We start from the raw sequence: 14,967 nt of genomic DNA, 5'->3' as shown, positions 1-14,967 counted from the left end.
GAAGAGTCCTATCAAACGCATAAACGACATCAAAAGTGACGGTATCGGTTTTCCCATACCGTTATAGCTTGATGAGGTAATCATAATAACAGCGAGAAAAAAATACGACCATGGTACCGCTAATAGGTAGTGACTCGAGGCAGAGACCACCTTTGCGTCGTCAGTGAACAGCTGAGAGATATCTTTGCTAAAGAAGAGTAAGATCAAGGTTAACGCAAAGCAAAAAGCAAGGCTAAATCGTCGCGTGAGAAGCAAGCCTTGCGCTACTCTATCTTGACGCCCAGCACCCCAGTTCTGACCAACAAATGGCCCCATAATGGAAGAGATCGCCATGATTACAACTAGGCATAGCGACTCGATGCGACTGGCTACGCCGAAGCCCGCGACAGCGTCGGTCCCGTAAGCGGCAACCAACCATGTTGCATAAGCGACGGAAAGGGGGGCGATTAGGTTTGTGCCAATGGCGGGAATGGCGAGCCGAAGAATATCTAGCCAGCTTTGGACGATGCGTCCCTTACAATCGCTCAAGCTTAAAAACCGAAGCCTGACGGTGAGTAAATATAAGCCGATGAAGAGAGCAAACGAGTAAGAAACGATGGTGGCGACCGCTGCGCCGGCTAGTCCCATTGCAGGGAAGCCGAAGTAACCAAAGATCAAGATTGGGTCGAGAATGATGTTTACAACTGCGACCACCATCATAATGACACCGGGAATGAAGGTATTCCCGGCTGCTCTCAATGCGGAATTACCGACCATCGGTATAACGACAATAAAGCTTCCGAGAAACCAAATATCCATAAACTCATGAATAAGCGGCATGAGATGAGCTGGCGCACCCAGTGTTCTAAAAATAGGCGTGATATTTTGATAGCCCAGCACTGCGAAGCTGGCGGCAATCACGACACCGATGAACAGAGACTGTGTTGCGTACAGCCGGACCGTTTTGGTCTGGCCTGCACCGATGGCTCGGGAAATCAACGAGGAGCTTCCGATACCAATGCCGAAGGCCAAGCTGAGTAAAACCGAAACGATGGGGATGGTGAAGCTCATCGCGGCCAACGGTTCTGTACCAAGTTGTCCGACGTACCACGTATCGACGAGGTTCATCGACATGATCGATAAAATGCCCCAGATCATCGGCACGGTCATTCGTTTTAAATGTGTGCTAACAGGGCCCTGTGTCAGGTCAGATTGTATCAAGGCTTATTTTGATTTTTTAGGTGGGGGTGTGGTTCGAGTGCTGTCGTGTTTCTTAGCGATACCTTCTTGCTCTCCGGCAAAGTGCAGGGCTGTGTTGAATGCTTCTTTCGTAAATGCCAATACATGAGCAAAGCCTTCATCACTCAATTGGCGCGCGTTATCTTGTGAGCGATAAATATTAATGAACTCTCGTTCCCTTTGATATTGTAGCGGAAGCCTTCCAGCGCCCCAATCGTGCAGGAGTTTCCATGTTTCTGGAGAATAGGTGCGGCTGTACTTTAAGATAAAAGGGATAGGATCATTGCGCGCGAGAAGCGCGCTCAAGCGAAGAATGAGTTCGAAGGATAGAGTGGCCGTGCCATTTTCAACGGCTTCGAGCAGTGATTTGTCTTTTAATTGCAGGGCGTCACTTAATTCGCTGACAGTGAGGCCAGCAACCTCTCGAAGGTCTTTTAAGCTTTGGCCCGCTGCGAGCATCAGTTTTAACTGATCCTGCGATTGAATGAGCGCTTTGCCGACTTTGTATGATGTGTCGGTTGTACGTTTGGCGAACCGGACCGCTTGACCCGCTGCACTACCAATGCGTTCAAACAGGCCTGAGATTGCTTCTTCACTCACCCAGGGATCTGGAAGACCTTGCTCGGGCGGATTTGCGGAGTTACCGGTCTTTCTCCGCTCGCCCTGACTGCGAGCGTCCTGATCAGCCTTAATGGCATTGCGCAGCTCTTCTACGAGTTCGTCTTCGCTAAGCTGCGCTTTGCCGGGTTGATCAGGTTCTTTGGTCATCTAGCGTTAACTTGCTTTTGCAATAGAAGCTTGGGCGGTCGCTTCGATATAGTCGAGCAGGACCTCCACGCTTTCGTCAACAATGAAATCAATCTCTAGCTCATCGCTGCGCGTTTCGCTAGCTTGCTTTTCGACATCTTCTTCCCACGCTTCATAATTTGCATACGGCTCTTTACCGTCAAGAGCTCGACGCCTGTTCTCTAGCGAGAGCTGCTCTTTCTCAGCTTCCTGGATCTCCCTTTCCCGGGTGGTTCTTTTGAGGGAAACTTGAGCTTGGTTGCGTTGTTTTTCCAATAGGGCGATCTCTTCAAGCAAGACTTTGAAATCTTCGTTCTGTGCAAGGCGCTTTTTATGTCTCTCGTTTAGCAGGGACTCTATGCCTGCATTGTTTTGGACGACGCTGTAATCGGCAGCTGCAATTGAATCCCATGGAAGCGCGTTTTCTAAAGCGTCTTCACCCACCTTTGTGCGGTCAACAATGTCTGGGATTTCAATGTCTGGCACTACGCCTTTGTGTTGCGTGCTCGCCCCTGAAATTCTGTAGAACTTAGCTTGAGTAATTTTCAATTGGCCATGATTTAAAGGCCTAACGGATTGGACTGTGCCTTTACCGAATGTTTGAGAACCCATTACCAAGCCGCGATCGTAATCCTGTATCGCACCAGCAAAAATTTCTGAAGCTGAGGCGCTAAGACGATCCACAAGTACTACTAAGGGCCCGCCATAAACCAGTTCTGGATCTGGATCTGTGAGTACTTCAACGCGGTCATTGGCACTTCGAATTTGAACGGTAGGGCCTTCCTCAATAAACAGGCCTGTTAGGCGGTTTGCCTCATCGAGAGAGCCGCCTCCATTGCCTCGCAAGTCGATAACGAGCCCATCCAGTTCCCCATCTGCCCGCATTTCGTTGAGCAGGTTTAAGGTATCGCGAGTAGTGCTTTTGTAATTTGGGTCGCCCGTTTGCATGGCTTGAAAATCGGCATAGAACGTTGGGATTGCGATTACGCCAACGCGCTTTTTGACTCCATTACGCTGAGTCTCGATCAGTTTGCTCTTCGCAGCCTGATCTTCAAGTTTTACTTTGTCTCGGACGATGGCGATTTGTCGTGTTTCGGTATCTACTTTTGCTTCTGAGGGGATAACTTCCAAGCGGACTGTTGAGTGTTTGGGCCCACGAATCAACTCAACAACTTCATCAAGACGCCAGCCGACCACATCGACCATGTCGCCGTCTTCGCCCTGGGCAACGCCAACGATGCGGTCAGCAGGGCCAAGCTGGCCTTGTTGCTGTGCAGGTCCGCCAGCAATCAAACGAACTACTTTTGTAAACTCGTTATCCGCTTGCAAAACGGCGCCAATGCCTTCAAGTGACAAACTCATGTTGATATTAAAATTTTCCGACAGGCGTGGGGAAAAATAGTTAGTGTGCGGGTCGTAAAGGGTGGTGAACGCATTCATGTAAGCTTGAAATGCATCTTCGCTTCGAGTTTGCAAGGCGCGTTTTAGCTGCGATTGATAGCGGGTACGGAGTGTCTTGGCGGCTTCTTCCAGTGATTTGCCTGAAAGCTTTAAAGAGAGCGCGGCGCTTTTCACCCGCTTACGCCATATGTCGCGAAGTTCATCTTCCGTCGTCGCCCAAGGAAGTTCTGATCGATCAGACAGGATGAATTCGTCATTTTCGAAGTCCATATCTTTGAGATCGTTTTTGAGGAGCTCAATTTTGTAGACAGCGCGCTTGATGATGCGCTCTTGATACCGATTGTACATTTTAAAGCCAGGCTCTAATTGGCCTGTCTTTAGCGCGCCATGCAGGCGAGTGCGGTAGGGTGCAAATTCTTCAATGTCTGACTGGAGAAAGTAGAGTCGTTGGCTATCGAGTGAATCGAGGTAATGATCGAACACACGCTCTGACAATGTTCGGTCGATATCTTGCTTTCGATAATGGCTAAGTAGCAGAGAGCGCGCGATATGAACACTCGCCTCGCGTTGAGATTTTTCAGGAGATAGTTCTGGGGTCGATTGCGCTTGTGCAAGTAGGTCATCGAGACTCTCCTGCGCTGCGTGAACAGAGCCGAACGACAACAACGATATGGCGACGACTAGTACGTGTATAAATTTCATCACTTCACTCTTTTCACTCATAGACCCTAAGAATTGTATGTTATAGCCCAGTTAGCCGCCACAAAGGTTGCCAAATATTATGGGTAAACGTGCGCTGTGTCGTTTCAGATTTGAAACTTAGCGATTCGTTTCCTAATTTGTAGACTAGCTTTAATGCAACATGTTCCCTGATTGGAATGTTTTTAGAGGAAAGAGTGATGTCTGTGCTAGATAGTATTTTTAATTATAACGAGCGCTTAATTGTTCAAGAGATGGCCGCGCAGCTAGAAAACGAGTCATGCACAGAAGAGCAACTAAGTGACATCGCGTGCTTGGCGTTAAACAAGGTGCCTGCAAAATACATCAAGCATAGCGTGGACAGAGCGTTTTATATGAGTAATGACGAGCGCGCCGAGCTAGAGGTTAGTGTCAGGGAGTCTGTTACGGAAGCCATTAAGTTTATTAAAGGCGTGAAGAACTAGCGCTCGTACGCTTAACCTCTTCAGGCAAAGCGTACGAAGCTTGATTATTAAGCTAGTGCAGACTTGCTTGATTCTTGGGTTGTCGCTTCATGCGCACCAAAGACAGCCGAGATACATGCTTTAATACGTCTTTCGTAAACTTCGCGCAGCTCGTTGCTGATGAGCATGTCTGCATACCAGTTCGTCAGTAGCGCCTCTAACTGTTCTTCTCTGCTCTGATGCCCAGCGCTGCTCAGGCCCTCTGATAGACGGCTAACCTGAAGCTGCATTCTTCGCTCTTGATCTTGTTCTGGGGAGCTAACACCCGCGGCAATCTCACAACGTATGCAGAGCTCTTTCACGGCGTTTTCGTCAGAGGGTTTTACTTTTCCATTTCCCAGATCCTGCCAAAAACGTTTGAAGTGCGACTCTAGACTCTTATCTAAACGCATTGTGCTGACAAACTCTTGTTTGCTCGCGTCCAGCTCACCCTGAGCGAATGCCGTATACGCAAGTACCGCTTTCCGCTCTGCTTCACTCCACTTATTGATGACTTGCTGAAAGCCTAGTCCCTTCAATTGCACCTTCACTTGCGCGATGAGCTTGTCGTATTGATCGTAAAGGCGGGCTTTCTCTTTTGCAGGGAGGTCACCAAGTTGCTTGATCTCTTTTCGTAACTGCGCGAGTGCAGATTCTGCATCAGCTGTTTCACTGAAAGGCTCTTTCACCAGTTCTTTCGCAGCGTCGAGCGCTGATCGAGCAGCGTTACGCTGCTCTTTCTCTGCATCTTTTGCCTTATTGCGTTCTTCGTCTCGACGTTCAAAAATTGCATCGCAAGATTTACGGAATGCTTTCCACAAAGCGCGATCTTTCTTGTGCTCTGTAATGCCCACTTGTTGCCATTCGTTCTGTAAGGTTTTGGCGCCTTGCATGGCGGCGTTCAAATCGTCGCTCTCAGCCAACGCTTGGGCGCGCGCGACAATGTCTTCTTTCAAGGCCAAATTTCGCGCTCGCTCTGAAGCGAGTTTTTCATCGAGCTTTTCAAGTACGGCGTTGAACTTCTCTTGTAGTGGGCGGCTTTTCTTGTGATCTACCGGGTAGGCATCGCGCCATTCGTTCCGCGCCTGGCGATTGATTTTCTCGACGCCTTTCCAGTCTGGATTCTCCCAGTTGTTTTGTTCTACGAAAGCACTCAATTCCTCAAGCATTTTCGCTCTTTTCGCCAAATTGTTTGATTTCACCTGGCTTTGCTGGGAATAGAACTCGGCACATGGCTCAAATGCAGTATCTGACGCTGAAGAGAAACGTTCCCACAAACTTTGATCTTGCGCACCTCCAAGAGATTTCCATTCGTCTTGCAGGCTCTTTATTTTTGCGGCTTTGTCCTGAGGATCAAGATGCTGTTCTATCAGTTGTTCCATGGCCTCACAGAGCCTTTCTTGTTGAGGCGAAGCCGCGAAGCCTTGCCAATCGCGCAGTTCGTTTAGCTGGGCGCTTCTGAGCTTTAAGCTTGCCGCAAGGTTGTTCTGGCGGCGTTTGTCGAGTTGGCCGTATGTTTTTCGCACTAACTGCATTTGTTTTTTGGAGGAGGCGAGTTGCTTTTCTTCCAACGACGCATCCAGTTTCATCAGCTGGCGCTCAAATTGATTTTCGAGCTCATCTTGTCGCTGTTTTTCCGCTTCTTTATTCGCTTTAGAGCTCGCGATCTGTTGCATGGCGCGCGCAAGTACATCTGGGCGTTCGAAATTCTCTGGCCAGTCTATCTTGGCAATGATCTTACCTAACTGCTCTTTGCTATCTTCGTTTTTTGAATCCAAGAGCGACTCAAGCGCAGGGCTTTGCTGAGTCAGTTTTTGCAGGGCGTTGTGATAGCGACGTAAAAGCCCCATTGCCGTGTTGTATGTCTTCTCTGTCAGCTTGTCGATCGATTGTGCTTTTGTTGACTCGATCCAGCGCGTTTCTTGGGTTTTGATAATCGCATCAATAGCCGATACTTCCTGCGCCGAGGCGGCTCTCTTTCGTAACTGATCAAGCGTGTCGTTTAGAGTGTGTAACGTGGCAGACAGCTCAGAATGCTCCGAATTCGATTCGCGATCATTTGGTTGCGTTGGATCAACCTCGTTCTCGTTGTCTTCCGCTTTCGCATTATTTTTTGACTCTTCGGCAAGTTGTTTTGAGCGAACATCGCATTGGTAGAAGAGATCTTGATACTGTTTCGTCTCGTCTTCAGTGGCGATCGCACTCAGCGTTACCCACTTCTGAGTAAGACTCTCTAGTTTCGCGCTGTACAGGTTAGTATCCTCTGTACTTGCGTGTTCGCGTAGGTTGCTCAACAGAGTGAGTAGTTGTTCGCGTTGTTCTTGGGCGAGTTTTTTGCGTTCACGGATGGCGCTTAGCTTCGCTTTGGCAATTTGGAAAACGTTTTTGTCTTTTGAGCGCGCAACATCAATGACCTGTTGAAGGTTTTGTTCCGTTTCGATGAGTTCGGTCGCAGCTTGGCGCACGCGGCTAAGGTTCGCTTTGCTTGCGATTGCCAGAAGGGCTTGCTCATCTTGCAAGCGAGCTAAACCGTTCATAAAGTCATTTTGCGACTCGGAGGCAATGATAATTTCAGCCAATAGTTGGTCGTTTTGAATTAAATCAAACAGACTTAGCCCTAACTGCTTGCTTTGTTCTGCTGTGATTTCAAGCGCTTGCGATTTGTCTTCTTCTTTTAAGGAAGCGTAGTGCTTGATAATCGTTGCTGGGTCTGAGAGTCGTTTAAGCGCAGCAATACGAACATCTGCTGCCGCATCATTGAGCATAAGCTGGACGAGCGTCTGTTGCTCTTCGTTGTTGGCTGAATTCAGGTCTGCAATAGCATTTTTGCGTACTTCTGAAGAGGTGTGTTGCCACTTGGGCTTAAAAAGCTTTGATAAAAAACTGGCCATGAGGGTCCCTGCTTTTTCGAACGCGAGCCATAGTGGTTTCGCGATAGTATTTGTTCTTGGAGTGCGCGTATTCTTATCATGTTTTTGCGCGGCAAGTTAATTAGTTTACCCTTGAATTTGTGTGCAAAGAAGCGTTTATTTAAAAGCCCTAATTTCATCACTTTAAGAGCAATGTAGTGGAAGAATCTGAAGACAAAACCTTGGTCACTGATTTGAAGAGCAAAGCGCTTGATTTGCTATCAAGACGGGATCATTCGGTACATGAACTCAGCGAAAAGCTCCGCCGTCACGCTCCGGATGTTGATCCGAGGCTGCTTGATGAAATCACGACTCAATTGATTGAACTTGGGTATTTGTCCGAGCAGCGTTATGTCGATATGTTGATTCGGTCGCGTTCTGCAAAAGGGCAAGGCCCTGCGCGTGTGCGTCAGGAGTTGCAGTTGCAACGTGTTGATAGCGAGTTAGTCGCTTTGTTTTTTGAGGCATGTGAGATCGATTGGTTTGAGTTGGCTCGACAAGTGAGAGAGCGGCGCTTCGGGCTGGATGATCCCGGTGATGATCAAAAGTTACGCGCCAAACAACAGCGGTTTTTGTACAGTCGAGGGTTTAGTAGTGATCAGATTCATTACGCTATGCAGCCCTCTGAAGATTAGTCCGGTTTGTCGGGTTGCAAATGGTCTTTGATGATTTCAAACAGTTCGGGGCGATTCTGGGCTATCTCATCTTTGCTCAGGCCTTCCAGAGAATGCGGATACTTAAGCCATTCTTCTGTTTCGTGCAAGTAGAAGTCAGGGCTAATGTCGGTCTGATTGCGTGTTGGTTTGTAATACGGAACGGCGACTCTAATTTCCGCCGGAGCATTCCTTCGGGCATGGTTCTTTAGGTGGTCGATCACGGCTTTGATGGTGTGCCCTGTGTCGAACACGTCATCGACAATAAGCAAGCGGTCTGTGTGTTGGACATGCTTGATTAAATAACTCATACCATGAATGCGAATCTCTGAAGAGCGGCCGTCGATACCCGTGTAGGATGACGTACGAATAGCGATGTGATCTGTTTCGATGCCGTGATATTCGAGAAGCTCCTGAACAGCGGTTCCAATAGGCGTTCCACCACGCCATAGCGCAATAATGATGCTTGGGCGAAAATTCGAGTCTAATACTTGGGCGCCGAGGCGGAAGGAATCTTCGAGAAGTTGTTGTGCGCCGATATAGGTTTTAATCGCCAAGTTACTCGTCTCAATAGCTGGTAAGTGCGTCCGATTATTTACTTTTTAACAAAGATTTTGCAAGCTGAACGACCCTACTAACGATGGCCCTAGGTTGTTTGCAATGAGCTCGGATATTCAGGCGAGAGTCGAAACAAAGCGCTATGTAGAAGAAAAGAGTCTCGTCGAAGACAGCTATCGCTTGGCGGTAATGATTTACGAGAGTGGTTTTCGGCCTGATTTTATTGTCGGTATTTGGCGAGGGGGTTCAACGGTTGGTATTTATGTTCAGGAGTGCCTTCAGACGCTTGGCATGAGAACGGATCATATAGCGATCAGAACCTCATACCGGGGTATGCAGCAATACTTTACCGCTCTCGATCAAAAACAGGATATTCGTGTACACGGGATACAGTATCTGCTTGAGAACATGAATCACGACGACAAGTTGTTGATTGTCGATGATGTGTTTCGCACTGGTCGACATATTGAAGCGGTAATTGCGCGCTTGAGCAATAAAGCAAAACGAAACATGCCCAGCGATACGAGAATAGCGATGCCTTATTACAAAGAAGGGCATAGCGAAACAGGGCGGGTGCCCGATTTTTATCTGCACAAAACAGACGACTGGTTAGTGTTGCCCTATGAGTTAACCGGTTTGAGTCTAGATGAAATCAAGGCTCACAAGCCTTGGGTCGTACCCTATTTGAGGCCAAAGCTACTGGACCTTTAATTTTGCCGATAACGAATTAGCTGTTCCTGAAATTTTGGCGTGGTGGCTGGTCGTTCTTTCTGCTTGCCGTCGTCAATCCAGCGGAGAACGTCGTAATAGCGTCTAATGTTTTGCACATAGATGACGGGCTCGGAGCCCCTGGCATACCCATAGCGTGTTTTTGAGTAGTATTTTTTTTGCTGAAGCAGTGGCAGAAACTCTTTTACATCGGCCCATTTATTTGGATCTTTGCCGCCTTTTTCGGTAAGGATACGCGCATCTTCCAAGTGCCCAAGTCCCACGTTGTAGGATGCGAGCGCAAACCAGGTTTTATCCGGTTCGGGCACGCTATCTGGAATGCGTTTGTGAATGCGGGCGAAGTACTTTACGCCGCCTTTGATGCTTTGGAGTGGATCTAGACGGTTTTTTATACCCATTTCCTTGGCTGTAACCTGCGTTAGCATCATCAGGCCGCGCACGCCGGTTGGCGATACGGCGTTAGGCCGCCAGTGTGACTCCTGATAGCCCATAGCCGCCATTAAGCGCCAGTCTGTCTCATATTGCTCCGCATACTTCTTATAGGCGTCTTCGTATTTTGGTAGGCGTTGTTTGGAATGCCGTATAAAGGTTCGAGCGCCAACATAGTTAAATTGCGCTAAATGACCATAATACCGTTCAGTGAGGTACATCAGAGTGCCGTCGTCTTTGATCTGGCTAATGAATGCATTGGCCGCCTCGAGAAGGGACTTGTCAGTAGAATTTGGGAAAAACCACGCGACGCCCTTTGGATCTCCGAGTTCAAAGGCTTTTCTGACGCGCGGGTAAAATGCGCGGTGAAGTTGCAATTCAAGCGAATAGACCAGTGCGTAATCGACCTCGCGATCTTGTACCATGCGAATGAGGTCTTCGGTATCTTCGTTGATGGCTTTCCATTTAAGATCTGGTAGCTCCTGCTTGTGTCTTTCAAGCTCCAATAACAAGTGACTATCAATCGCTACAGCGATGCTTTTTCCGACTAAATCGCTCGTCTTGCGTGGGCGAGTTGAACCGTATCGATAGACAATGACGGGCGTCGCCTCGAGAAAGCTATCGCTATAAAGATAGCGTTCGGTATTCGACTCATTGGTCATCATCATGGCTGCGGCCATATTGGTATAGCCATTGTCGAGCGCCGAGCGAACCTGAGAGCGTGTTCCGGCGACTTTTAAGTCAAGCTCGACGCCAAGCGTTTCTGCAAACATCGAGACTAATTCATACTCTAGGCCCTCCCGAGTTTCGCGGCCCTCGTAGTAAATTCCGGGAGCGTTACGAGAGATAACATGCAGGGTTTCACGCGTTTGTATCCGCTCAAGCTCGGTAGGGCTGCCGCATGCAGTGAGCATCGCGCTGAGCAAGATGAGAAGGATAAATATTGAATGGTTAAGAGGTTTCAATCTAAAGCCTTGATTCGAAAGGACTCTTTTGGAAACGAGTGTTCAAATTACTGAATAATGAGTATAGATAATGCAGAGCATTAGAGCGAGCGTAAATACTAATGTATGTTTATAGTTAACAGGGTATGGCCTTTGCAGTAGAATACGCGCCTTTCTTCTACCCGTTTACCCGCTCAGAGGCTAGCCAATACTATGATGGAACTTCGTGGCGCTCCCGCTTTATCTCCGTTTAAGCAACGTTCCCTTTTAGGCCAACTCCAACAGCTCAATCAGAATGTCGCTTCAGTCTACGCTGAATTCATGCACTTTGTGGATGTAAAAGAGGCGCTTGAGGAATACGAGCTCAACGTGCTAAACCGCTTGTTGACCTACGGACCAAAGGCAAATGTCGAATCTGTTGATGGTAAATTGTTCCTTGTCGTACCGCGCTTGGGAACGATCTCTCCATGGTCCAGTAAAGCAACGAATATTGCTCTTGAATGCGGTTTAGACAAGATCAAACGAATCGAGCGCGGTATCGCCTACTTTGTTCGGGTCGAAGGCAAACTCGATAGCGATGCGCATGCGCTCATTTCCAATGCATTGCATGATCGCATGACGCAGGCCGTCTTTCACGAGATAGCGGGTGCTGAGTTATTGTTCCGCGAGTCAGAGCCCGCGCCACTGAGCACAGTAGATGTTCTTTCCTATGGGCAAGATGCCTTGGAAAAAGCGAACCAGCGAATTGGTCTCGCGCTCGCAGACGATGAAATTGAATATTTAACGAAAGCGTTTATTGATCTAAATCGTAATCCGACAGACGTTGAGTTGATGATGTTTGCGCAGGCGAACTCCGAACACTGCCGGCACAAGATATTCAATGCGTCTTGGGATATTGATGGCGAAGCACAAGAGAAATCGCTCTTTGCTATGATCAAAAATACCAATGCCTTAGCGGGCGAAAAGGTCCTTTCCGCGTATAAAGATAACGCATCGGTTATCGTTGGGCACAAAGGTAAGCGCTTCTTCCCGAATCCTGAAACCAAGGTATACGAGCCGCATGATGAGGATATTCATATCCTCATGAAAGTGGAAACGCACAACCACCCCACGGCGATTTCTCCTTTTAGCGGCGCCTCAACGGGTTCTGGCGGCGAGATCCGTGACGAGGGCGCCACGGGTAAAGGATCTAAGCCAAAGGCTGGCTTATCGGGCTTTACTGTTTCTAATTTGAAAATCCCAGGCTTTGAGCAGCCTTGGGAAAAAGATTACGGCAAGCCGGAGCGAATATGTTCTGCGCTCGACATTATGATTGACGGGCCGATCGGAGGCGCTGCTTTTAATAATGAGTTTGGTCGACCGAATCTTGCAGGTTATTTCCGAACTTTTGAACAAGAAGTCAGTTACGGCGCGCAGACAGAGGTTAAGGGTTATCACAAGCCAATCATGATTGCCGGCGGTTTAGGAAATATTCGCGCGGATCACGTAGAAAAAGGCGAGATCTCTGTTGGTGCCAAATTGATTGTATTGGGTGGCCCCGCAATGCTGATCGGCTTGGGTGGCGGCGCTGCGTCATCTATGGACTCGGGAGCAAGCCACGCCGATTTGGATTTTGCATCTGTTCAACGAGAAAACCCAGAAATGGAGCGTCGTTGTCAGGAGGTTATCGACCGTTGTTGGCAGCTGGGTGACGAAAATCCAATAGCCTTCATTCATGATGTGGGCGCTGGCGGTCTCTCAAATGCGTTTCCTGAGTTGGTAAAAGATGGAGGGCGCGGCGGTCGTTTTGACTTGCGACAAGTTCCCAATGATGAGCCCGGTATGGCGCCGCACGAGATATGGTGTAACGAGTCACAAGAGCGCTATGTTATGGCCGTTGAGCCAAAAGATTTAGCGCGTTTTGAAGCGATTTGTGCTCGTGAACGATGCCCTTATGCGGTTGTTGGTGAAGCGCTCGAGCAAGACGAGTTGACCGTTGAAGATCCGCATTTTAATAACAAGCCTGTTGATCTTCCTATGTCGGTACTGTTTGGCAAGCCACCAAAGATGCATCGAAGCGTCGAAAGCGCCGCATTCCTCAAAGAAGTATTTGATTCAACACAGATTAATATTAAAGAAGCTGCCGAGCGCGTGCTTCGTTTGCCTAGCGTGGCGAGTAAGAGCTTTTTGATTACCATTGGCGATCGTAGCATTACCGGTATGGTGGCCCGAGATCAGATGGTGGGCCCTTGGCAGGTACCCGTTGCAGATGTTGCGGTGACCGCCTCTGATTTAGAGGGATATACCGGCGAAGCGATGGCCATGGGCGAGCGTACACCGATTGCCATTATCGATGCCGCCGCTTCCGCCCGTATGGCGGTTGGTGAAGCCGTAACGAATTTGGCTGCGGCGCAAATAGCATCGATTTCTGATATCAAAATGTCCGCTAACTGGATGGCGGCGGCCGGACATACCGGCGAAGACGAGAAGCTATATCGAGCTGTTGAAGCTGTGGGTATGGATCTATGTCCTAAACTGGGCATATCGATTCCGGTTGGCAAAGACTCGATGTCGATGAAGACCGTATGGAGAGACGAGCAGGGTGAAAAGGCGGTTGTCTCGCCGTTGTCGCTCGTTATTTCGGGTTTTGCGCCTGTGAGTGATGTTCGTAAAACGCTCACACCTCAGCTGCACGCTACCTCAGATGCAACGGATTTGATTCTCATTGATTTGGCTAACGGCCAAAACCGACTTGGCGGCTCTGCCTTGGCGCAGGTTTATAATCGTGTTGGCGCTGTATGCCCTGATGTAAATGATGCAGAAGATCTAAAAGCGTTTTTTGCCGTGATTCAGGGATTGATCGGTGACGATAAGCTGCTGGCTTATCACGATCGTTCTGACGGTGGACTTTTCGTCACGCTGTGTGAAATGGCGTTTGCGGGCCATGTTGGTGTTGATGTGAAGCTAGATATGCTTGCAGAAGATGCTTCTCATTTTGCGCGTGAGCTATTCAATGAAGAGCTAGGTGCGGTGATTCAAGTGCGTGCTGAAGATACAGAGTTTGTGCTTCAGCAATTTAATGCCGCAGGGCTTGGTGAACATACTTTAGTCATTGGGTCTCCAAACGACCGCGATAGCATTGAATTTACTTTTGATGGCGCGGAAGTCTTGAGTGCGAATCGAGCCGACTACTGGAAGATTTGGTCCGAGACGAGTTATCGGATTCAGTCCATGCGCGATAACTCTGAGTGCGCACAAGAAGAGTTCGACGCATTATCGGATACGAAGAACCCAGGTCTTCACGCGACACTGAGCTTTGATGTTAACGAGAATGTTGCCGCGCCATATTTCAATACAGGCGCGAAGCCTAAAGTTGCAGTGCTGCGTGAGCAGGGTGTTAATGGTCAAATCGAAATGGCGGCCGCATACACTAAGGCAGGTTTTGAAGCGCAAGACGTCCACATGAGTGATTTGAATAGCGGTCGAGTTGCGCTGGCTGATTTCAATGCCTTGGTGGCTTGTGGCGGCTTCTCTTATGGCGATGTGCTCGGTGCGGGCGAAGGCTGGGCGAAATCGATTCTCTTCCATGAGCAGGTGAAGAATCAGTTTCAGGCTTTCTTTGAGCGTGAGAATACCTTGGCGTTGGGCGTTTGCAACGGTTGTCAGATGCTGTCGAACCTGCGAGAGATCATTCCCGGAACAAAACACTGGCCGCACTTTGTTCGTAATCGCTCTGAGCAGTTTGAGGCTCGCTTCGTTATGGTTGAGTTGCTTGAATCGCAATCGGTGATGCTAGATGGCATGGCAGGTACTCGTATTCCGGTTGCGATCGCGCACGGAGAGGGGCGAGCGGAGTTCGGCTCAGAGAGCGCTATTCCTTCGTTGATTGAAAGTGGTCAGCTAGCGATGCGTTATGTTGACAATTACGGCGCTGCGACAGAAAGCTATCCATTCAATCCGAATGGTTCGCCAGAAGGGGTGACCGGCCTTTGTTCCGAGAATGGTCGCGTAACGATTATGATGCCTCACCCTGAGCGCGTGTATCGTACTCTGCAAAATTCTTGGCATCCATCGGATTGGGAAGAGCGAGCGCCTTGGCTGCGTATCTTTGAGAATGCGAGAGCCTTCTTTAAGTAAACGGGAGTAACGGCTAACGCTCCCTGCGTGAGCTTGCTGCAAC

The 14,967-nt window shown here is 48.8% G+C and carries 10 protein-coding genes; 4 read left to right on the top strand and 6 right to left on the bottom strand.

Going from position 1 to position 14,967, the window contains the following annotated elements; all coding sequences use genetic code 11:
* The 3 genes from A3751_RS06665 to A3751_RS06655 all read right to left on the bottom strand — a co-directional run.
* Positions 1-1,137, bottom strand: a 1,137-nt coding sequence (locus A3751_RS06665) for an MATE family efflux transporter (protein WP_197466211.1), incomplete at its 3' end; no start/stop codon positions are given.
* A 66-nt stretch (positions 1,138-1,203) separates the two neighbouring features.
* A complete protein-coding gene (locus A3751_RS23425; protein ID WP_231876855.1) occupies positions 1,204-1,986 on the bottom strand; it encodes a helix-turn-helix transcriptional regulator in 783 nt (260 codons plus the stop codon).
* Between the two features lie 6 nt (positions 1,987-1,992).
* Positions 1,993-4,107 (bottom strand): carboxy terminal-processing peptidase, encoded by a 2,115-nt coding sequence (locus tag A3751_RS06655; RefSeq protein WP_197466210.1) that lies wholly within the window; start codon positions 4,105-4,107, stop codon positions 1,993-1,995.
* 197 nt (positions 4,108-4,304) lie between these two features.
* Between A3751_RS06655 and A3751_RS06650 the strand changes: the two genes are divergently transcribed.
* Complete coding sequence (locus tag A3751_RS06650) at positions 4,305-4,568, top strand: late competence development ComFB family protein (protein ID WP_068451563.1); 264 nt, start codon at positions 4,305-4,307, stop codon at positions 4,566-4,568.
* Positions 4,569-4,615: 47 nt separating this feature from the next.
* Here the strand turns inward: A3751_RS06650 and A3751_RS06645 are convergent, their stop codons facing one another.
* Positions 4,616-7,477 carry a DUF349 domain-containing protein gene (locus tag A3751_RS06645; protein ID WP_068453627.1) on the bottom strand — a complete coding sequence of 954 codons (2,862 nt, stop codon included), beginning with the start codon at positions 7,475-7,477 and terminating at the stop codon, positions 4,616-4,618.
* Positions 7,478-7,653: 176 nt separating this feature from the next.
* Between A3751_RS06645 and A3751_RS06640 the strand changes: the two genes are divergently transcribed.
* Complete coding sequence (locus tag A3751_RS06640) at positions 7,654-8,130, top strand: regulatory protein RecX (protein ID WP_068453625.1); 477 nt, start codon at positions 7,654-7,656, stop codon at positions 8,128-8,130.
* On the opposite strand, the gene A3751_RS06635 is transcribed toward A3751_RS06640, so the two are convergent.
* Positions 8,127-8,705 carry a phosphoribosyltransferase gene (locus A3751_RS06635; RefSeq protein WP_068453623.1) on the bottom strand — a complete coding sequence of 193 codons (579 nt, stop codon included), beginning with the start codon at positions 8,703-8,705 and terminating at the stop codon, positions 8,127-8,129. The genes A3751_RS06640 and A3751_RS06635 overlap by 4 nt on opposite strands.
* Positions 8,706-8,808: 103 nt before the next feature.
* On the opposite strand from A3751_RS06635, the gene A3751_RS06630 reads away from it, so the two are divergent.
* Positions 8,809-9,417 carry a phosphoribosyltransferase gene (locus A3751_RS06630; protein WP_068453621.1) on the top strand — a complete coding sequence of 203 codons (609 nt, stop codon included), beginning with the start codon at positions 8,809-8,811 and terminating at the stop codon, positions 9,415-9,417.
* Here the strand turns inward: A3751_RS06630 and mltF are convergent.
* Entirely contained in the window at positions 9,414-10,829 is a 1,416-nt protein-coding gene (gene mltF, locus A3751_RS06625; RefSeq protein ID WP_068453616.1) for a membrane-bound lytic murein transglycosylase MltF, read from the bottom strand. The genes A3751_RS06630 and mltF overlap by 4 nt on opposite strands.
* A gap of 192 nt (positions 10,830-11,021) precedes the next feature.
* Between mltF and purL the strand changes: the two genes are divergently transcribed.
* Positions 11,022-14,924 carry a phosphoribosylformylglycinamidine synthase gene (purL, locus tag A3751_RS06620; protein WP_068453614.1) on the top strand — a complete coding sequence of 1,301 codons (3,903 nt, stop codon included), beginning with the start codon at positions 11,022-11,024 and terminating at the stop codon, positions 14,922-14,924.
* Positions 14,925-14,967: the final 43 nt, after the last annotated feature.

Source organism: Oleiphilus sp. HI0080 (assembly GCF_001635135.1).
The sequence above is the reverse complement of the archived record's forward strand: the minus strand, read 5'-3'. Positions and strand labels throughout refer to the sequence as shown.

What these genes read in the sequence shown, in the direction of transcription:
- A3751_RS23425 (WP_231876855.1), bottom strand. Translation starts at nt 1,986, where the DNA reads ATGACCAAAGAACCTGATCAACCCGGCAAAGCGCAGCTTAGCGAAGAC.
- purL (WP_068453614.1), top strand. Translation starts at nt 11,022, where the DNA reads ATGATGGAACTTCGTGGCGCTCCCGCTTTATCTCCGTTTAAGCAACGT.
- A3751_RS06630 (WP_068453621.1), top strand. Translation starts at nt 8,809, where the DNA reads ATGAGCTCGGATATTCAGGCGAGAGTCGAAACAAAGCGCTATGTAGAA.
- A3751_RS06655 (WP_197466210.1), bottom strand. Translation starts at nt 4,107, where the DNA reads ATGAAATTTATACACGTACTAGTCGTCGCCATATCGTTGTTGTCGTTC.
- A3751_RS06650 (WP_068451563.1), top strand. Translation starts at nt 4,305, where the DNA reads ATGTCTGTGCTAGATAGTATTTTTAATTATAACGAGCGCTTAATTGTT.
- A3751_RS06645 (WP_068453627.1), bottom strand. Translation starts at nt 7,477, where the DNA reads ATGGCCAGTTTTTTATCAAAGCTTTTTAAGCCCAAGTGGCAACACACC.